Raw genomic sequence first — 18866 nt, forward strand, 5'->3', positions numbered from 1 at the left:
CATTCGGAGGGGATACATCATCAGCCACTGGAGATCAGGTCATCCAGCCAGGCACTTTACTTCCGTCAATCGTTGACGTTGATCCACCCCGTCACCGCGCCGCGCTTCGGGTTGCGGTAGCGCACCTGCACCCAACCATCCTGCTCATCCAGCATCTCCACGCGATCACCCTGCACCAGGTAGCGCTGCGTGCTGGACGCACCGGGATGATCGAACAGGAACAGGCGCGCAGGCAGCACGCTCGCCATCAGCCCCAGCAGCGGCGCACCGCTTGCTGGTGCGCCGAGCCCGTCGCCGATGGCGCTTTCCAGCACCTTGCCGGAGGGATCGTAGGTACGCCACACCGCTAGTGGCCCCTGGTTCTCGGTCTCTTCCCAGTGCAGCGCCCGGTTCAGCGTATCGCCCAGCATCAACACGCTCTCACCGCGGTACAGATAGAGCTGCGGTCCGTTGAAGCGATACACGTCGGTGTACCACATCGGCCCACTGCGGCAGCTGGCGGTCAGCGTGCGCGTGGCGGCGTCGGCGTCGGCGGTAAGGCCCATCAGGTCACCGCACTGGTCGTGTCCATGGGTCACCGCCTTCAGTGCGCGGAACTCACCGCTGCCCACGTCGAAGCGATAGACCGCAACGGCCTCATTGACCATGCCCACCGCCGCGCGCGCAACCAGCTCGGGACGCCCGTCGAAATCGAGGTCCTCTGCGCCCAGGCGCGAATGTCCCTCGGCGTCCGGCGCGCCAGGCAGGCGCTGCCGCTTCCCTGCCGGCTGCAGGAGCACGGCTAGCATGCCGTCCTCCTGTACCTCCACCGACGCCTGCACGCCCGCTGCCGGCGAAAACCGCAGCAGGCCCCGGTCCTCGTCCTGCGCCTGTGCCACCGGCGCCAACAGACCGGCCAGCATCACCGCCATCAGCACTTCCCTGGGTGTCATCGTCATTCCCTGCAGCGCCACAGTGGCGCGTCCAGGTCAGAACGATACGTCAACCGCCTGCCGCGACCACAGCACCGACTGGTGTTTGGTCTGCTGCTTCCACGCCAGACGGATCGCTTCGATGTCGGCGCGGCGCTGCGGGCTGTCCTCGTGCAGCACCACCAGCACCTTGGTGCGCAGGCGGTTCGGGGAGGCATCGCCACGGAACAGCCACTGGCCGTAGGCATCGAACACGGTCAGGCCGTCCGGGAAGCGCGGCGTCACTTCCTTGTCCAGGAACGCGCGCCACTGCGCGTCGCTGATGGTGTCGGCCTGCGGGCGGTCACCTGCGCCCTGCTCTTCGCCCACGCCGAAATAAAGCTCGCTGCGCACCCAGCCGTGGCCGCTGGACGGACGCGCGGCGTCGCCCTGCAGGTCGGCGGTGGTGGCATAGGCGCTGGGCGCCTTGGAGGACAGGCTGGCGCAGCCACTGGTGGCCAGCAGCACGGCGAAGACAAGGCCAAGGTGTTTCATCGGGAACAGCACTCCGGGAAGGGGAAAAAGCACGACGAAGGGGCACGGAGGGTACACCTGCGCCTCGGTTGCGGCTGCAACCAATGCCCTCATGCCGGCAGGGCATGAAGTGATGCAATGGGAGACGGGACTTGCATCGCACCGCCTCCTCACGCCAAGATAATATATCGCTTCATCCGGATGGATGTAAGTGAAACTATCTCTCCCCCCTTCCCCACGTCGTTGCTGCTGGAGTCCGCATGTCCCCCCGCCTGTCCGCGTCGCCGCTCGGCCTCGCTATCGCGCTCGCCCTGTCCCCCGCCCTTGCTTCGGCCCAGGACGCCGCCACCAACCTGGACACGGTGATCGTCACCGGCACCCGCGCCGCCGACCGCACCGTGCTTGAATCCACGTCACCGGTGGACGTGCTGACCGCCGAGGACATCCGCAAGGCCGGCGTGGTCAATGGCGAGCTGGGCAGCGCCCTGCAGGCCCTGCTGCCCTCGTTCAACTTCCCCCGCCAGTCCAACTCCGGCGGCGCCGACCACGTGCGCGCCGCGCAGCTGCGCGGGCTGTCGCCGGACCAGGTGCTGGTGCTGGTCAACGGCAAGCGCCGCCACCACACCGCGCTGGTCAACACCGACAGCAAGATCGGCAAGGGCACCACCCCGGTCGACTTCAACGCAATCCCGGTCAGCGCCATCAAGCGTATCGAAGTACTGCGCGATGGCGCCGGTGCGCTGTACGGCTCCGATGCCGTGGCCGGCGTGATCAACGTGATCCTCGACAACGGCGGCGACGGCGGCGACGGCGGCGAGATCGAAGCCAGCTACGGCGCCAACCACACCGACCTCAAGCCGATCGGCCGCACCCTCACCGACGGCCAGACGGGCAACCTCAGTGCCAAGGTCGGCACCTCGCTGGGCGAAGACGGCGGCTTCCTGCGCGTCGGCCTGGAATACAAGAAGCGCAACGGCACCAACCGCGCCGGCTTCGACCAGATTCCGCCGTGGGACCAGACCGAGGCAAATCTCGCCCTGCAGGGCAAGCGCAACTACGTGCTCGGCGATGGCGCCAGCAAGGACATCAATCTGTGGCTGAACACCGAGATTCCGGTGGGCAAGACCGCGACGTTCTATGCGTTCGGTACCTTCAACCAGCGTGATACCGAAGGCGCGAACTACTTCCGCTATCCCGATGGCGATGCCAACTGGAAGGAGGTCTACCCCAATGGCTACCGGCCGATCTCCGAAGGCGAGAACCGCGACGTGCAGGCGGTGGCCGGTATCCGTGGGCAGTGGGGTGAATGGAGTTATGACGGCAGCCTGGATTACGGCCAGAACGACTTCACCTATCGTCTGCGCGATTCGCTGAATGCCTCGCTGGGCCCGACCAGCCCGACCCGCTTCAAGACCGCGGACTACGAGTACGCGCAGACCGTGGGCAACGTCGACCTGAGCCGCGTGTTCTCGCAGAGCGACAGCATCAGCCACACCCTGGGCCTGGGCGCCGAAGCCCGCCACGAGCGCTACCAGACCCGTCCAGGCGACCCGGCCAGCTACGCCGCCGGCCCGTACACCGATCGTCCGACCGGCTCGCAGGCAGGCGGTGGCCTGACTCCGCAGGACGCGGCAACCTTGTCGCGCGATGTGGCCAGCGTCTACGCCAGCCTGTCCAGCCAGTTCGGCGAAAAATTCTCCACCGACCTGGCCGCGCGCTACGAGCACAGCGATGACTTCGGCGGCGAACTGACCGGCAAGCTCGGACTGCGCTACGAGTTCACCCCGGCATTCGCCCTGCGCGGCGCGATCTCCAACAATTTCCGCGCACCGTCGCTGGCGCAGATCGGCTACGAATCCACCTCCACCGGTTACAACGCCGGCGGTCAGCTGGTGCAGGGCCGCCTGCTCTCGGTCAACAACCCCATCGCCCGTGGCCTGGGTGCGCAGGACCTGAAGCCGGAGAAGTCGCTGAACACCTCGCTCGGCTTCACCAGCCGCATCGGCGAGCACTTCGACCTGTCGCTGGACTTCTTCCAGATCGACATCGACGACCGCATCGCACTGTCCGAGAGCATCACCGGCGATGCGCTGACCGATTACGTGGCCACCAACTACGGCGTCGGCGGCCTGCAGAGCGCCAGCTTCTTCGTCAACGCCGCCGACACGCGCACCCGCGGCGCCGAGCTGGTGAGCAACTGGCGGCAGTCGCTGGGCGATGGCCAGCTGCTGTTGACCGGCACCTACGCCTACACCAAGACCACGCTGAAGAACGTGCTGGCCACACCGGCGCAGCTGCAGGCGCTGGACCCGGACTACGTGCTGTTCGGCATCGAAGAGACCAATACGCTGACCGACGCCACCCCGCGCACCCGTGGCAGTTTCTCAGCCGCTTGGAGCAACGACCGCTGGTCGCTGAGCAGCCGGGTGAACCGCTACGGCAGCGCGACCCGCGTATTCAACTTCGGTGATGGCTACATTCCGCGCCAGACCTACCAGGCCGAGTGGCAGCTGGATGCGGAAGTGGAATACCGCATCACCCCGCAATGGAGCGTGGCCATCGGTGGGCAGAACCTGACCGACAACTACCCGGATCGCTCCAACGAGGACATCCACTACTTCGGCAACCTGCCCTACGACGTGCTGTCGCCGATCGGCAGCAACGGTGCCTACTACTACGGTCGCGTGCGCTACACGTTCTGATTGCTGCGAACAACGTGCCGACCAACGGTCGGCACCCACCGGGACGCGATGGATCGCTGTGGGTGGGTGCGCCGGCACCGACCGGGTGGGTGCGGACCGTTGGTCCGCACCAGCCGTAGCCTGACCTCGACCCCGCGTACACGCCGTCGCTGGCATGGTGGTCGCCATGGCTGAACCGCTCCCCCTGCGTCCGCCACCTCCATTGCTGGACGACGCGTGCGCGTTGTTCCTCGATGTGGATGGCACCCTGATCGAATTCGCTGCACGTCCCGACGCCGTGCAGCTTCTCCCCGATGTGCGTGAAGCCATCGGCCGCATCAGTGATCGACTGGAAGGTGCCGTGGCACTGGTCAGTGGTCGCCCGCTTGAACAGCTGGACCAGTTGTTCGCGCCGCTCAAGCTTCCCGCTGCGGGCCTGCATGGCCACGAACTGCGTGCGCAGGACGGGCACGTGATACGCGATGAGCATGCTGACGACACCGCCGACTGGCTGCATGCGCTTCATCAACAAGCCATGCGTTTCGCCCATGGCCACCCCGGCGTACTGGTCGAGAACAAGGGCGTAGGCCTGGCCCTGCACTGGCGTGGCGCGCCGCATGCAGCCAACGATGTGCGCGCCTTCGCCGACCGCCATGTTCGCGGCCGTGCCAGCTATCGCCTGCAACCGGGCGACCATGTCGTCGAATTCGTCCCGGTGGCTACCAACAAAGGCCGAGCCGTACGTCGGCTGATGCAGTACCTGCCGTTCCGTGGTCGTCTGCCGGTGTTCCTCGGCGATGACCTGACCGATGAATTCGGCTTCGATGCGGCCAATGGCCTGCATGGCTGGAGCGTGCTGATCGGCGAACGTGAACCCAGCGCGGCGGTGTTCGCGCTGCCCGACATACGCAGCGTGCACGCCTGGCTGCGTGAGAATGCGTATTGACCCCGGCCCCCACGGCCGCAACCGAGATGTACCGCGTGATGACCCAACCCGATCTTGATCTGGGCGTGGTCGGCAACGGCAGCTTCGGCGCCCTTATCGACAAGCACGCCCGTGTTGTCTGGAGTTGCCTGCCGACCTTCGATGGCGACCCGACCTTCTGTGCCCTGCTCAGCCCCAACCAGCAGACCGGCGGCGACTTCGCCATCGAACTGGAAGACTTCGCCGGCAGCGAACAGGAATACCTCACCAATACCGCGATCCTGCGCACCGTGCTGCGCGATGCGCATGGCGGCGCGCTGGAAATCCTCGATTTCGCCCCGCGCTGGCGCCAGAACGACCGTTTCTACCGGCCGGTCAGCCTCATCCGCCAGGTGCGACCGTTGTCCGGCAGCCCGCGCATCGTGATCCGCGCACGACCACTGGCCGACTGGGGCGCGCGCGTGCCCGAGTCCACCTGGGGCAGCAACCACGTGCGCTGGATCCTGCCCGAGCATGTGCTGCGCCTGACCACCGACGTGCCGGTGCGCTTCGTACGTGATGGCCTGCCGTTCGTGCTCAACCATCCCATCCACCTGATCCTGGGCGTGGATGAATCGCTCAACCGCTCCATCAGCGGCTACGTGCAGGAAGCCTTCCAGCGCACCCGCGACTACTGGCGCGAATGGGTGCGGTACCTGTCCATCCCGCTGGAATGGCAGGACGCGGTGATCCGCAGTGCGATCACCCTCAAACTCTGCCAGTACGAGGACAGCGGCGCGATCATCGCGGCGATGACCACCTCGATTCCCGAAGCGCCCGGCAGCGTGCGCAACTGGGACTACCGCTACTGCTGGCTGCGCGATGCCGCCTTCGTGGTGCGCGCGTTGAACCGTCTGGGCGCCACCCGCACGATGGAGCAGTTCCTCGGCTACATCTTCAACCTGGCCACCACCGACGGCACCCTGCAGCCGCTGTACGGCATCGGCTTCGAAGCCAAGCTGGACGAGGACGAAGTGCCCAGCCTGTCCGGCTACCGCGGCATGGGCCCGGTGCGGCGCGGCAACCTGGCCTGGGTACAGCGCCAGCACGATGTATACGGCAGCGTGGTGCTGGCCTCCACCCAGCTGTTCTTCGACCGCCGCCTGCAGGATCCGGGTGACAGCCACACCTTTGCCCGGCTGGAACCGCTGGGTGAACAGGCGTTCGCACTGCACGACGTGCCCGATGCCGGCCTATGGGAATTCCGCGGCCGCACCGAAGTGCATACCTACACCAGCGCGATGTGCTGGGCGGCGTGCGATCGCCTGTGCAAGATCGCCGTGCGCCTGAAGCGTGATGACCGTGCACAGTACTGGCGCGAGCGTGCCGATACCATCCACGCACGCATCATGGAAAAAGCCTGGAGCGAGGAGCTCGGCCACTTCACCGATACCTTCGATGGCCATCGCCTGGATGCCTCGCTGCTGCTGCTGGCCGACATCGGCTTCCTCGACGCCAACGACGCACGCTTCGTCGCCACCGTCGAGGCCATCGGCCGCGACCTCAAGCACGGCAACGCGCTGTACCGTTACATCGCGCCGGATGATTTCGGCGAGCCGGAAACCAGCTTTACCATCTGCACGTTCTGGTACATCGATGCGCTCGCCGCCATCGGCCGCATGGATGAGGCGCGCGACATGTTCGAATCACTGTTGCAGCAACGCAACCATCTTGGCCTGCTGTCGGAAGACCTTGCCTTCGACGGTGGTGAAGCCTGGGGCAACTTCCCGCAGACCTACTCGCATGTTGGCCTGATCACTGCGGCCATGCGCCTGTCGCGTTCCTGGCAGGAGGCCTCATGAGCCGTCTTGTCATCGTATCCAACCGCGTGGCTGTGCCCGGCGAGAACCGTGCCGGCGGCCTCGCCGTGGGCCTGCTGGCGGCGCTGAAGGAACGCGGCGGATTGTGGTTCGGCTGGAGTGGCAAGAGCGTGCGCGAGGCCAGTGGCGCGCTGCACGAGCAGCGCGATGGTGACATCCAGTACGTCACCATGGACCTGGCCAAGCGCGATGTGGACGGTTACTACAACGGCTTCGCCAATCGCACGCTGTGGCCACTGCTGCACTTCCGCCTGGACCTGGTCGACTACGACCGCGGCACCCGCGAGACCTACCACAGGGTCAATGCACTGTTCGCCGACAAGCTGGCGCCGCTGCTGCGCGAAGACGACATCGTCTGGATCCACGACTATCACCTGATTCCGCTCGGCGCGATGCTGCGCGAGCGCGGCATCGGCTGCCGCATCGGCTTCTTCCTGCACATCCCGATGCCCTCGGCCGACCTGCTGCAGGCCATGCCCGACCATCTGCGGCTGTTCTCGGCGCTGTATGCCTATGACCTGGTCGGCTTCCAGACCCAGCGCGATGCCGATCGCTTCCAGACCTACCTGCGCCTGTTCGGCGGTGGCCGGGTACTGGAAAGCGGCAAGCTCGAAGCGCCCGGCGGACGTCACTTCCGAGCCGCGGCGTTCCCCATCGGCATCGACACCGAGCTGATCGCCCGCCAAGCCAGCACCGCAGCCAGCAAGGCGGCCGTGAAGAACCTGCGCAGCAGCCTGCGCGACCGCCAGCTCGCCATCGGCGTGGATCGCCTGGACTATTCCAAGGGCCTGCCCGAACGGTTCCTCGGCTTCGAACGCTACCTGCAGCGCCATCCCGACCAGCGCGGCTCGCTCACCTACCTGCAGATCGCACCGGTCTCGCGCGGCGATGTCACCGAATACCGGCAACTGCGCAGCCAGCTGGAGCAGATCGCCGGCCACATCAATGGTGGCCATGCCGAGCCGGATTGGACACCGCTGCGCTACGTCAACCAGAACTTCACCCACGCCACGCTGACCGGCTTCTACCGTGCCGCCGCTGTCGGCCTGGTGACCCCGCTGCGCGATGGCATGAACCTGGTGGCCAAGGAATACGTTGCCTCGCAGGATCCGGAAGATCCCGGCGTGCTGGTGCTGTCCCTGCTGGCCGGCGCCGCCGATGAAATGAAGCAGGCGCTGCTGGTCAATCCGCATGATCTGGACGGCGTGGCCGATGCCATCGCCACTGCGGCGACGATGTCGCTGCACCGGCGCAAGGAACGCTGGCACGCGATGATGGAACACCTGCGCACCTACGACATCAACCACTGGCGCCGCAGCTACCTCGAAGCCTTGGAAGGTTGACCGCCCACGGGCATGGCCCGGCGCTACATTGATCCGGGCACGGGGTAGCGCCGGGCCACGCCCGGCGGCGCTTAATCGAGGAAGCGCGCGGCCTGTGCCGGCGTCGGCAGGAAGCAGGTGTCATGGCGCCCGAACCAGCGATAGCGGTTGCGTGCCAATACGCGGTAGGCCCCGTCGCGCCAGCGGCGTGGCAGCACGCGCAGTACGGCCGCCGGGCGCCAGCCACCACCCAGTGCTCCCAGAACGCGCAGGATCGCATCGGTATCGGTCCACGAGCCCTGCCCGTCCAATAGCAGGAACGAGGTCGGGTCGTGCGCGTCCAGGCCGTGCGCGCGCAACATCGCGCTGCCCTGCGCGCCCTGCATCGCCGCGAAGCGAAAGCGTTCCTGCCGGTCGAACCGCAGCAGGAAACGCACCCAGCGGCTGCACAACGCGCAGACGCCATCGAAGACGATCACGCCGCCAGGTTCTGCCCCCGCAGCGCGATCCCCGCGCATCAGTCCATCCACACCAGCGTCGCCATCCGGCCGGTGCGGCGGTCGCGACGGTGCGAGTACAGATCCGCATCGGCCATGGTCGAGACCGTGCCGCCGTGGATGTTGCCCAGCGCCATGCCCGCGGCCTGCAGGCGCTGTCGCGCCAGCGCGAACAGATCCACTTTCCAGTGACCGGGGCGGGTCGCCACGAAGGCCGCCGCAGCGGCCGCGTCGTGGCCGACGAAGGCGTGGTACACCTCTTCGCCGATCTCGTAGTCGGCCGGTCCCGCTGCCGGGCCCAGCCACGCGCGCAGCTGCGCCGGTGGCGTCTGCATGGCGGCCACGGTGGCCTCCAGCATGCCGTCGGCCAGGCCACGCCAACCTGCATGGGCGGCGCCCACCTCGCTGCCATCGACAGCGGCGAACACCACCGGCAGGCAGTCCGCGGTGAGGATCGCCAGCACAACGCCGGGCACCGAGGTCACCGCGGCATCGGCCACCGGTTCGCTGGCGCCCTCCACCGGCGGCGCGCCGAAACGCAGCACGGTGCTGCTGTGCACCTGGCGCAGCCAATGCGGCGCCGATGGCAGTGCCAGGCCCTGCTGCAGCAGCTGCCGGTTGTGCTCGACGTTGGCCGGGGTGTCACCGTCGGCCGCATGCCGGTTGCCCAGGTTGAACTGGGCGAACGGCGCTGGCGAGATACCCGCGCCATGCCGGCGCGTGGTCAGTGCATGCACGCCCGGGGGCGCCGGCCAATCAGCCTGCAGCAGCGGCAGCGCGGTAGTCATTACCAGCGGTCCCGCTCGCGCTCGGCGAAGGCCGCGCTGTCTTCGCGCAGCACCTTCATCAGGTGCAGCATGTCGGCCGGCGCCGGCGCGGTGTTGCGCACCGGCTCACCACTGATCGGATGCACGAACTCCAGGGTCTCTGCATGCAGGGCCTGGCGCTTGAAGCCGCGCAGCGCGGCCACCAGCTCGTCGCTGGCCCCCTTGGGCAGCTTCAGCGCACCGCCGTACAGCTGATCGCCCACGATCGGGTGGCGCAGGTGCGCCATGTGCACGCGGATCTGGTGGGTACGCCCGGTTTCCAGGCGGCATTCCAGCGCGGTATGCGCACGGAAGCGCTCGCGCAGGCGGTAATGGGTCACCGCTTCCTTGCCATCCTCGCGCACGCCCATCTTCAGGCGGTCGCGCGGGTGGCGGTCGATCGGCGCATCTGCGGTACCACCGGCCACCAGCGCGCCCATCACCACGGCCAGGTACTGGCGGTGCACGTCACGGGCGGCCAGCTGCTCGACCAGTGCGGTCTGCGCTTCCAGCGTGCGGGCCACGACCATCACGCCGCTGGTGTCCTTGTCCAGGCGATGCACGATGCCCGCGCGCGGCAGCACCGCCACCGACGGGTCGCGGTACAGCAGCGCATTGACCAGGGTACCGCTGTGGTTGCCGGCACCGGGGTGCACGACCAGGCCGACCGGCTTGTTGATCACCAGCAGGTACTCGTCCTCGAACAGCACGTCCAGCGGGATGTCTTCCGGCTCGGCGCTGGTCTGGGTTTCCAGCACCACCTGCAGGGTGACCACCTCGCCGCCGCGCAGTGCGTCGCGCGGCCGTGCCTGCGCGCCGTCCAGCAGGACGTCGCCGGCCTTGATCCACTCGGTCAGGCGGGAGCGGGAGTATTCGGGGAACAGCTCGGCCACGACCGCGTCGAAACGGCGGCCGGCGGAGGTGTCGGGGACAACGGCCTGGCGGGCCGATTCGGAGGGTTGTTCAGACATGGCAGGGGGCATCTTTGAAATTTTGGGGTCCCGGCGAGCCGGTTTCAGTCGCTGGACAGGACACTAGGCTATCATCGACCCTTCGTATTCCAGCCGCGTCCCGCATTGACCCCATGATCCGACGCTCCGTCCTGCTCTCCGCGCCCGTCCGCCTGACCGCCCTCCTGCTGGTGCTGGTCATCGTCGCCACTGGCTGCAACCGCGGCACCAAGGGCGATCGCCCTGATGAAGGCACCCCGGTCGAACAGCTCTACGAAAAGAGCCACAAGCTGATGCAAGGCGGCAACTGGAGCGGCGCTGAAGCCAGCTTCCGTCGCCTGGTGGCACAGTATCCCTACGGCCCGTACACCGAGCAGGCGATGATCGAATCGGCCTATGCCCAGTACAAGGCCGGCAAGCACGATGACGCGGTGTCCAGCATCGACCGCTTCATCCGTACCTACCCGACGCACCGCAACATCGCGTACCTGTACTACCTGCGCGGCCTGGCCAACTCCAACCGCAATACGGTTTTCCTGCGCCGCGTATGGTCGCTGGACGCAAGCCGCCGCGATCTATCCACGCCGCATCAGGCGTATTCAGACTTCAACATCGTGGTCGACCGCTACCCCAACAGCCGCTACGCCGCCGATGCGCGCCAGCGGATGCTGGTGCTGCGTGACGTATTCGCCCAGCATGAGCTCGACAATGCCCTGTACTACGTGCGTCGCGGCGCCTGGGTCTCGGCTGCCGGCCGCGCCAACTACCTGCTGGAAAACTACCCGCAGAGCGCATTCCAGAACGATGCCGTGGCGGTGCTGGCCGAGTCCTACACCCACCTGGGCAACAAGACCCTGGCCGACGACGCCCGCCGCGTCCTGCAGCTGAACCAGCCGGATCACCCGTGGCTGGAAGGCAAGTGGCCGAAGTACCCGTGGATGATCCGCAAGCTGAATCCGTTTGCCGGCGAAAAGTCCGCCGCCACCGGCCAGCGCAACGCGCGACTGGAAAAGAAGTAAGAAAAGAGGCCCCGCACGGGGCCTTTTTTTTGCCTGGCGTCACCGCTAGGAATGCTACGAACCGGCGATCACTGCGACTTCCATCGCAGTCGGCGCGCAGGACAGCTCCCAGAATGCGGCGCAAAGGCCATTCCGGCCTGCATGGAGCGCCACATGCCCTCATCGTCCCTGCGGTTCCGACTCCGCCCGACCCTGCTGGTCACTGCCCTGCTTGCGCTGGCCGCCAGTCCCCTTGTCGCGCTGGCGGCGGAGCCGGGTGACCTGCTCTCGGCCGCGCCCTACCGCGCCAGCTGGGTGCCCTCCAAGGCCGCGCAGGCCTACAAGCTGGCCTACCGCACCCCCGATCATCACGGACGCCTGGCCGAGGCGACCGGGCTGGTCTACCTGCCCGCCGGGCCTGCGCCGGCAGGTGGCTGGCCGGTCGTATCCTGGGCCCACGGCACCCAGGGCATCGCCGACCACTGCGCGCCTTCGGTATCCGGCCCCTATCAGCCCGAGCGCGATGGCCGCTTCCTCGACCAGTTCCTGGCACAGGGCTATGCCGTTCTCGCCGCCGATTACCAAGGCCTGGGCAGCCCGGGTGACCACGCCTACCTGCACGTGCGCACCTCCGCGCGCAACGCCATCGATCTCATCAAGGCCAGCCGCCATTTCCTCGGCAATGCCACGCTGTCACCGCGTTGGGTATCGGTGGGCCATTCGCAGGGTGGCGCTGCCGCACTCACTGCCGGCCATCTGGCACCGTCCTATGGACCCTTGCTGCAGTACCGCGGCAGCTTCACCACCGGCACACCCACGGCCGTCGAACTGACTGCGCTGGTGATGAAGCCGGACAGCCGCACGCCGAATCCGGGCGCGCTCAATGCCTATCACGCCTACCTCCTCGATGGCCTGCTGCAGGTGGAGCCGCGTATCGCACGCGTACTCAGCGATGAAGGCCATGCACGGGTCGCGCTGGCGCGCCAGCAGTGCCTGGGCCAGCTGGCGGCCACCCTGGAAGGTGCGAACACGGGAGAAATGTTCAGCGCACCGTTGACCTCGGTGCCGGGCATCTGGGCGCTGCTGCATGACTATCTGGGCGTGCCACGGCGGGGCTTCAGCCAACCGTTGATGCTGGGCCACGGCAGCCAGGATCGCGATGTGCCCTATCTCACCACCCTGCTGTATGCCGTCGGCCTGGCCCTGCGCGGTGAACCGGTGGCATTCCGCCGATACCCGGTCGACCATCGCGGCACGCTGGACGCAGCGGCGGCCGATGGCTTGGCATTCGTGCGTGCGCGGCTGGGGGACAGCCAATTTGACGAGGCCGCCGAAACCGCCGGCCTGGAGCAGCTGCTCAACGAAGCCCGGTAGATCCACGCCATGCGTGGATGGGCGGTACACCCGGTTGCCGGCCAGCGGCCGGCACTACCGAAGGATCCATCGAACATCGGTAGCGCCGGGCCATGCCCGGCGACCGGTCCTCAGCTCTTGTAGCCGTTGCTGATCGGGTAGCGGCGCTCACGCCCGAACGCGCGGCGCGAGACCTTCGGGCCCGGCGCGGCCTGGTGGCGCTTCCACTCGCTGATCCGCACCAGCCGCAGCACACGATCCACCACCGCCGCGTCATAGCCTGCGGCGACGATCTCCGCGCGCGACTGCTCCTGGTCGATGTAGCGGTACAGGATGCCGTCCAGCACGTCGTAGGCCGGCAGCGAATCCTGGTCGGTCTGGTTTTCACGCAGTTCGGCCGAGGGCGGGCGGCTGATCACCGCCGGCGGGATCACCGGCGCACCGCCAACGGTGTTGCGCCACTTGGACAGGCCGAACACCTCGGTCTTGTACAGGTCCTTCAGCGGCGCGTAACCCCCGCACATGTCGCCATAGATGGTGGCGTAGCCGACCGCGTACTCGCTCTTGTTGCCGGTGGTCAGCAGCAGGCCACCGAACTTGTTGGCCAGTGCCATCAGGATCACGCCACGGCTGCGCGACTGCAGGTTCTCCTCGGTCACATCCGGCGTGGTGCCCTCGAACATCGGTGCCAGCGCCTGCATCAGGCCCTGGAACGCCGGCTCGATGGAAACGGCTTCCAGCTTCACGCCCAGCGCCTGGCACTGCTCGGCGGCCAGGTCGTTGGACATGCCGGCGGTATAGCGCGACGGCAGGCGCACCGCCGTCACGTTCTCCGCGCCCAGTGCATCGACCGCCATGGCCAGCACGATCGCCGAGTCGATGCCACCGGACAGACCCAGCCACACCTTCTTGAAACCGTTCTTGCTGCAGTAGTCCTGGATGCCGCGGGTGACCGCGCGCCAAGCCAGCGCATCCATGCTCTCGTCGCCGTCGTCCATCCATACCTGCGGCAGGAAGCGGCGGGTAGCACCGTCGTAGTCCACCACCAGCCACTGGTCGACGAAGGCCGCTGCGGCCGGGTGCACCGTGCCATCGCCATCGGCCACCACCGATGCACCATCGAACACCAGCGCGTCCTGGCCGCCCACCACGTTGAGGTAGGCGATGGCCGCGCCGCTTTCGCGGGTACGTGCAGCCAGCACGGCGTCACGCTGGGCATGCTTGCCACGCTCGTACGGCGAGGCATTGGGCACCACCACCAGCTGCGCGCCGGCACGCACCGTATCGGCCAGCGGCTCGGCGAACCACAGGTCCTCGCAGATCAGCAGGCCGACCGGGATGCCGTCGACCTCGAACACGCAGCTGCCACCGTCCGGGTCGACATCGAAGTAGCGGCGCTCGTCGAACACCGCGTAATTGGGCAGTTCGCGCTTGCGGTAGGTCTGCTCCACCAGGCCATCGCGCAGCACGCTGGCCGCGTTGTAGACCACCGCACCGGCGGCCTGTGGCCAGCCCACTACAGCGGTGATGCCACGGCACGCAGCAGCAATGCGGGTCATCGCCTGCTCGCACTCGTACAGGAAGCCCGGGCGCAGCAGCAGGTCCTCCGGCGGATAGCCGCTGACTGCCAGCTCGGGGAACATCACCAGCCCGGCGCCGTACTCATCGCGCGCCTGGCCGATCATCTCGATGATGCGCTCGGTGTTGCCGGCGACATCGCCAACCGGGAAGTCGAACTGCGCCATCGCGATGCGGATCGAAGCCATGAGGGTCCAGCCTGTGGTTGCAATGCGCACATTGTAGATCCACGCCATGCGTGGATGGGGTGCGCCCGGGCGTGTGCTGAAGTAGATCCACGCCATGCGTGGATGCGGTTCAGCGGGTCGCCGATGCCCAGACGCAGAAAGGCCGCCCTGAGGCGGCCTTTCTGTTTCAAGCAGCCGACCAACGGCCGGCTCTACAGAATCGTCTGCCGAAGGCAGTCGATCTTATTTCACCAGCTTGGCGATGGCAGCGCCCAGGTCGCCCGGCGAACGCACGGTGACGACGCCAGCAGCTTCCATGGCAGCAAACTTGCCTTCGGCAGTGCCCTTGCCGCCCGATGCGATCGCACCGGCGTGGCCCATGCGCTTGCCGGCCGGAGCCGAAGCACCCGCGATGAAACCGACGACCGGCTTCTTCACGTGGTTCTTGATGTACTCGGCACCGGCTTCTTCAGCGTCGCCGCCGATTTCGCCGACCATGATGATGCCTTCGGTCTGCGGGTCTTCGTTGAACAGCTTCAGGCAGTCGACGAAGTTCAGGCCGTTGATCGGGTCACCACCGATGCCGATGCAGGTGGACTGGCCCAGGCCGACTTCGGTGGTCTGCTTGACCGCTTCATAGGTCAGGGTGCCCGAACGCGACACGATGCCGATCTTGCCCGGCTTGTGGATGTGGCCCGGCATGATGCCGATCTTGCACTCGCCCGGGGTGATGACGCCCGGGCAGTTCGGCCCGATCAGCACGGTGTCCGGATGCGAACGGGTCAGCACGTTCTTGACGCGCAGCATGTCCAGCACCGGGATGCCTTCGGTGATGCAGACGATGACCTTGATGCCGGCAGCAGCGGCTTCCAGGATCGCGTCAGCCGCGTACGGCGGCGGCACGTAGATGACCGAAGCGTTGGCGCCGGTGCTCTGCACGGCGTCGGCAACGGTGTTGAAGACCGGCAGGTCGATATGGGTGGTGCCACCCTTGCCCGGGGTCACGCCGCCAACAACCTGGGTGCCGTACTCGATCATCTGAGTGGCGTGGAAGGTGCCCTGCTGGCCGGTGAAGCCCTGCACGATCACCTTGGTGTTCTTATTGATCAAAACTGACATTGGATTTCCTTCGGTGTCGGATCAGGCGGCGTTCTTGACAGCTTCGACGACCTTCTTGGCACCGTCGTTGATGTTGTCGGCCGGGATGATGGCCATGCCGCTGTCACGCAGCAGCTGCTTGCCTTCTTCCACGTTGGTGCCTTCCAGACGCACCACGACCGGAACCTTGACGCCCACTTCCTTCACGGCGGCAATGATGCCTTCGGCAATCATGTCGCAGCGGACGATGCCGCCGAAGATGTTGACGAAGATGCCTTCGACCTTGTCCGAGGACAGGATCAGCTTGAACGCTTCGATGACGCGCTGCTTGTTGGCGCCGCCGCCCACGTCGAGGAAGTTCGCCGGCTCGCCGCCGTTGAGCTTGATGACGTCCATGGTGGCCATGGCCAGGCCTGCGCCGTTGACCATGCAGCCGATGTTGCCGTCCATGGTGACGTAGTTGATGTCCAGCTCCGAAGCGATCACTTCGGTCGGATCTTCCTGGGTCTTGTCGCGCATGGCGACCAGGGCCTTCTGGCGGAACGCGGCGTTGTCGTCGCTGTCGAACTTGCCGTCCAGCGCGTACAGGTTGCCGTCGTCCAGGATGGCCAGCGGGTTGATTTCAACCAGCGCCAGGTCCTTTTCGTTGAACAGGCGGTACAGGTTCACCATGATGTTGGCGAACTGGCCGGCCTGCTTGGCGGTCAGGCCCAGCTTGAAGCCGAAATCACGACCGTGGTAACCCTGCACGCCTTCGACGAAGTCGACGTTCAGCGAGTGGATCAGCTCCGGGGTTTCAGCGGCGACCTGCTCGATCTCCACGCCGCCTTCCGAAGAAGCGATGTAGGTGATGGTCTTGGTGCCACGGTCAACCAGCACCGACAGGTACAGTTCCTTGACGATCTCGCCAGCGGTGGTCACCAGCACCAGGTTGACCGGCAGTTCAACGCCAGCGGTCTGGTAGGTGGCCATCTTGGTGCCGAGCATCTTGGCCGCAGCGGCCTTCACGTCGTCGGTGGTCTTGCAGAACTTGACGCCGCCAGCCTTGCCGCGGCCGCCAGCGTGGATCTGCGCCTTGACCATCCAGGGGCCCTGGCCCAGGGAGTTGGCAGCGGCAACAGCTTCGTCCGGGGTCGCAGCGACCTTGCCGGCCGGGACCGGGATGCCGTACTCGGCAAGCAGTTGTTTTGACTGGTATTCGTGGAAATTCATGCGTCACCGTGGGAATAGGAACGACCGCACGCAATTCCTCAGGGCCCCGGCGGGGCGCCGGCATGGACCGCGGCGGGCCCACTATTGTGGCCGAGCCGGCGCCGGGGCGCAAAGAAGTATGGACAAAAGGCCCGAACCGGCCAGATTTCCATGGTCATTCAGGCAGTTGCGGCACGGGCTGGATCACGCCGCAAACGCCCGCCCCGGCCGACTGCGCAGCCCAGCCCGGTACAGGCGCCCTATACTGGCCCCGTAAATTCGACCCACGGTGCCGGCAACCGGGCAGCGAGCAGATCCGACGATCAGGGGACGTCGGGCAGGTTCGGCCCACCGCCGTCATGACCCAGTTCCAGGCAGCCAGAAGGGGAGTTCCGGCGTGTCACCCAGTGCTTCATTGATCGACCGCATCGAATCGATACCGCGGCGCGAGCTGTATTTCTTCGCCCTGTACCGGGTGCTGATCGCCTCGGTCATCGCCGCCCTGCTGTACAGCCCACTGTCGGCAATCGGTGGCGAAGCGCATCACCCGCGCCTGGCCTATTCGGTCGGCGCCGCCTATCTGCTGCTGTCCCTGTTGTGGCTGGTGATCGGTCGCAACGAACGCTGGCTGCGGCAGATCGTGGTCGGCGGCGTGCTGCTGGACATCGTCGCCGCCAGCCTGCTGGCGCATGCCCTGCCCGGCGCCAGCGCCGGCATCTCGATGTCGCTGCTGTTCAACATCGCCGCCGCCGCCACCCTGCTGCCGCTCAGCTGGGGCCTGCTGCTGGCGCTGGCCGCCAGCGTCGCCACCGCCGCCGAATACCTGTGGAAAGTGTTGGAAGGCGGCGATCCCACCCGCACCCTGGCCGAACTGGCGATGTTCGCCACCAGCTACCTGGCCCTGGCCTTCATCAGCTACCAGGTCGGCAACCGTGCACGCCGCAACCAGCAGCTGGCCAACCAGCGTGGCGACGAAGTGGCCAACCTGTTCCAGATCAACGAACTGATCATCCGCCGCATGCGCACCGGCGTGGTGGTGGTGGACGCCGACAACCGCATCACCCTGGCCAACGAAGCCGCCTCGATCCTGTTGGGCGACGCCGATGGCAACAGTGATTCCGGCCGCCTCGACCTGGCCAGTGTCGCCCCCGAACTTGCCCGGCGCCTGCAACGCTGGCGCAACGGCTGGGCACAGGATGAAATGCCGCTGCAGCTCAACCCCGACCAGCCGGAAGTGCAGCCACGCTTCGCCCGCCTGCTGGCCGGCAGCGACCTGGTGCTGGTGTTCCTGGACGACTCGAGCGTGGTCTCGCGCCGCGCCGAATCGCTCACCCTGTCGGCGATGGGGCGCTTCTCGGCCAGCCTCGCGCACGAGATCCGCAACCCGCTGGCGGCCATCAACTACGCCGTGCAGCTGCTGGAGGAAGGCACCGGCTTCAACGAAAGCGACCGCCGCCTGCTGCAGATCATCCACCAGCAGTGCCAGCGCACCAACGGCATCGTTGAAAGCGTGCTGGGTCTGGCCCGACGCGAACGCGCCAACCCGGAAAACGTCGACCTGGCCGCCTTCGTGCGCCGCTTCGTGCTGGAGTACAAGCAGGGCCAGACGCTGGAAACCGACAGCATCGAACCGATCATCAACGACACCTCGGTGCCGGCCCAGGTCGACCCGCGCCACCTGTACCAGGTGCTCACCGTGCTGGTGCACAACGCCCTCAAGTACGGCCGCATCGGCGAGCAGCCCGCGCGCGTGCGGCTGCGCGTGGCGCAGCACGAGCGAAGTGCGGTGATCGACGTGATGGACCGTGGCCCCGGCATCCCCGAGACCGTCGCCGCGCAGCTGTTCCGCCCCTTCTTCACCACCTCCGAGCACGGCACCGGCCTGGGCCTGTATATCGCCCGCGAGCTGTGCAGGGCCAACCAGGCGCGGCTGGATTACATCCCCGTCCCCGCCGGCGGCTCCTGCTTCCGCCTGGTACTGCCCGGCCCGCATACCCTGCTTCCGCACTGATTCCGT

The 18866-nt window shown here is 66.8% G+C and carries 15 protein-coding genes; 7 read left to right on the forward strand and 8 right to left on the reverse strand.

Annotated elements, in window-relative coordinates; all coding sequences use genetic code 11:
• Window positions 1-65 precede the first annotated feature (65 nt).
• The gene (locus tag CLM74_RS16800) at window positions 66-932 is read right to left on the reverse strand and encodes an SH3 domain-containing protein (protein WP_105164551.1); all 867 of its coding nucleotides are present in this window, start codon (window positions 930-932) and stop codon (window positions 66-68) included.
• A gap of 36 nt (window positions 933-968) precedes the next feature.
• The gene (locus tag CLM74_RS16805; protein ID WP_025874309.1) at window positions 969-1445 is read right to left on the reverse strand and encodes a DUF3574 domain-containing protein; all 477 of its coding nucleotides are present in this window, start codon (window positions 1443-1445) and stop codon (window positions 969-971) included.
• Between the two features lie 239 nt (window positions 1446-1684).
• On the opposite strand from CLM74_RS16805, the gene CLM74_RS16810 reads away from it, so the two are divergent.
• The 4 genes from CLM74_RS16810 to otsA all read left to right on the forward strand — a co-directional run bounded on the left by CLM74_RS16810 (window position 1685) and on the right by otsA (window position 8232).
• Window positions 1685-4126: a TonB-dependent receptor gene (locus CLM74_RS16810; RefSeq protein WP_105164552.1), complete on the forward strand. Its 2442-nt coding sequence runs from the start codon at window positions 1685-1687 to the stop codon at window positions 4124-4126.
• A 166-nt stretch (window positions 4127-4292) separates the two neighbouring features.
• Window positions 4293-5051, forward strand: coding sequence for a trehalose-phosphatase (gene otsB / locus CLM74_RS16815; RefSeq protein WP_025874307.1), 759 nt, complete (start codon window positions 4293-4295; stop codon window positions 5049-5051).
• Between the two features lie 38 nt (window positions 5052-5089).
• Window positions 5090-6871, forward strand: coding sequence for a glycoside hydrolase family 15 protein (locus CLM74_RS16820; RefSeq protein WP_105165042.1), 1782 nt, complete (start codon window positions 5090-5092; stop codon window positions 6869-6871).
• Window positions 6868-8232, forward strand: coding sequence for an alpha,alpha-trehalose-phosphate synthase (UDP-forming) (gene otsA, locus CLM74_RS16825; protein ID WP_105164553.1), 1365 nt, complete (start codon window positions 6868-6870; stop codon window positions 8230-8232). Before CLM74_RS16820 ends, otsA begins: the two co-directional genes overlap by 4 nt.
• 71 nt (window positions 8233-8303) lie before the next feature.
• Here otsA and CLM74_RS16830 read toward each other — a convergent pair whose 3' ends face one another.
• From CLM74_RS16830 to rluD, 3 genes are read right to left on the reverse strand one after another with little or no spacing between them, the layout of a single operon-like run.
• Window positions 8304-8729: a thiol-disulfide oxidoreductase DCC family protein gene (locus tag CLM74_RS16830; RefSeq protein WP_105164554.1), complete on the reverse strand. Its 426-nt coding sequence runs from the start codon at window positions 8727-8729 to the stop codon at window positions 8304-8306.
• Complete coding sequence (pgeF, locus tag CLM74_RS16835; protein WP_059064899.1) at window positions 8729-9496, reverse strand: peptidoglycan editing factor PgeF; 768 nt, start codon at window positions 9494-9496, stop codon at window positions 8729-8731. Before pgeF ends, CLM74_RS16830 begins: the two co-directional genes overlap by 1 nt.
• Window positions 9496-10485, reverse strand: coding sequence for a 23S rRNA pseudouridine(1911/1915/1917) synthase RluD (rluD, locus tag CLM74_RS16840; RefSeq protein ID WP_105164555.1), 990 nt, complete (start codon window positions 10483-10485; stop codon window positions 9496-9498). Before rluD ends, pgeF begins: the two co-directional genes overlap by 1 nt.
• Window positions 10486-10598: 113 nt before the next feature.
• Here rluD and CLM74_RS16845 point away from each other — a divergent pair, with 113 nt between their 5' ends.
• Window positions 10599-11483, forward strand: coding sequence for an outer membrane protein assembly factor BamD (locus CLM74_RS16845; RefSeq protein WP_032975164.1), 885 nt, complete (start codon window positions 10599-10601; stop codon window positions 11481-11483).
• Between the two features lie 153 nt (window positions 11484-11636).
• Window positions 11637-12836 carry a lipase family protein gene (locus CLM74_RS16850; protein ID WP_105164556.1) on the forward strand — a complete coding sequence of 400 codons (1200 nt, stop codon included), beginning with the start codon at window positions 11637-11639 and terminating at the stop codon, window positions 12834-12836.
• 110 nt (window positions 12837-12946) lie between these two features.
• Here the strand turns inward: CLM74_RS16850 and CLM74_RS16855 are convergent, their stop codons facing one another.
• The 3 genes from CLM74_RS16855 to sucC all read right to left on the reverse strand — a co-directional run bounded on the left by CLM74_RS16855 (window position 12947) and on the right by sucC (window position 16870).
• The gene (locus CLM74_RS16855; RefSeq protein WP_105165043.1) at window positions 12947-14581 is read right to left on the reverse strand and encodes an NAD+ synthase; all 1635 of its coding nucleotides are present in this window, start codon (window positions 14579-14581) and stop codon (window positions 12947-12949) included.
• 222 nt (window positions 14582-14803) lie between these two features.
• Window positions 14804-15679: a succinate--CoA ligase subunit alpha gene (gene sucD, locus CLM74_RS16860; protein ID WP_017356169.1), complete on the reverse strand. Its 876-nt coding sequence runs from the start codon at window positions 15677-15679 to the stop codon at window positions 14804-14806.
• Window positions 15680-15700: 21 nt separating this feature from the next.
• The gene (gene sucC, locus CLM74_RS16865) at window positions 15701-16870 is read right to left on the reverse strand and encodes an ADP-forming succinate--CoA ligase subunit beta (protein WP_025874298.1); all 1170 of its coding nucleotides are present in this window, start codon (window positions 16868-16870) and stop codon (window positions 15701-15703) included.
• Between the two features lie 376 nt (window positions 16871-17246).
• Here sucC and CLM74_RS16870 point away from each other — a divergent pair, with 376 nt between their 5' ends.
• Window positions 17247-18860 carry an ATP-binding protein gene (locus CLM74_RS16870; protein ID WP_105164557.1) on the forward strand — a complete coding sequence of 538 codons (1614 nt, stop codon included), beginning with the start codon at window positions 17247-17249 and terminating at the stop codon, window positions 18858-18860.
• Window positions 18861-18866 lie beyond the last annotated feature (6 nt).

Source organism: Stenotrophomonas sp. MYb57, assembly GCF_002966815.1.
Lineage (GTDB): Bacteria > Pseudomonadota > Gammaproteobacteria > Xanthomonadales > Xanthomonadaceae > Stenotrophomonas > Stenotrophomonas indicatrix.

What these genes read in the sequence shown, in the direction of transcription:
- CLM74_RS16800 (WP_105164551.1), bottom strand. Translation starts at nt 932, where the DNA reads ATGACACCCAGGGAAGTGCTGATGGCGGTGATGCTGGCCGGTCTGTTG.
- CLM74_RS16805 (WP_025874309.1), bottom strand. Translation starts at nt 1,445, where the DNA reads ATGAAACACCTTGGCCTTGTCTTCGCCGTGCTGCTGGCCACCAGTGGC.
- CLM74_RS16810 (WP_105164552.1), top strand. Translation starts at nt 1,685, where the DNA reads ATGTCCCCCCGCCTGTCCGCGTCGCCGCTCGGCCTCGCTATCGCGCTC.
- otsB (WP_025874307.1), top strand. Translation starts at nt 4,293, where the DNA reads ATGGCTGAACCGCTCCCCCTGCGTCCGCCACCTCCATTGCTGGACGAC.
- CLM74_RS16820 (WP_105165042.1), top strand. Translation starts at nt 5,090, where the DNA reads ATGACCCAACCCGATCTTGATCTGGGCGTGGTCGGCAACGGCAGCTTC.
- otsA (WP_105164553.1), top strand. Translation starts at nt 6,868, where the DNA reads ATGAGCCGTCTTGTCATCGTATCCAACCGCGTGGCTGTGCCCGGCGAG.
- CLM74_RS16830 (WP_105164554.1), bottom strand. Translation starts at nt 8,729, where the DNA reads ATGCGCGGGGATCGCGCTGCGGGGGCAGAACCTGGCGGCGTGATCGTC.
- pgeF (WP_059064899.1), bottom strand. Translation starts at nt 9,496, where the DNA reads ATGACTACCGCGCTGCCGCTGCTGCAGGCTGATTGGCCGGCGCCCCCG.
- rluD (WP_105164555.1), bottom strand. Translation starts at nt 10,485, where the DNA reads ATGTCTGAACAACCCTCCGAATCGGCCCGCCAGGCCGTTGTCCCCGAC.
- CLM74_RS16845 (WP_032975164.1), top strand. Translation starts at nt 10,599, where the DNA reads ATGATCCGACGCTCCGTCCTGCTCTCCGCGCCCGTCCGCCTGACCGCC.
- CLM74_RS16850 (WP_105164556.1), top strand. Translation starts at nt 11,637, where the DNA reads ATGCCCTCATCGTCCCTGCGGTTCCGACTCCGCCCGACCCTGCTGGTC.
- CLM74_RS16855 (WP_105165043.1), bottom strand. Translation starts at nt 14,581, where the DNA reads ATGGCTTCGATCCGCATCGCGATGGCGCAGTTCGACTTCCCGGTTGGC.
- sucD (WP_017356169.1), bottom strand. Translation starts at nt 15,679, where the DNA reads ATGTCAGTTTTGATCAATAAGAACACCAAGGTGATCGTGCAGGGCTTC.
- sucC (WP_025874298.1), bottom strand. Translation starts at nt 16,870, where the DNA reads ATGAATTTCCACGAATACCAGTCAAAACAACTGCTTGCCGAGTACGGC.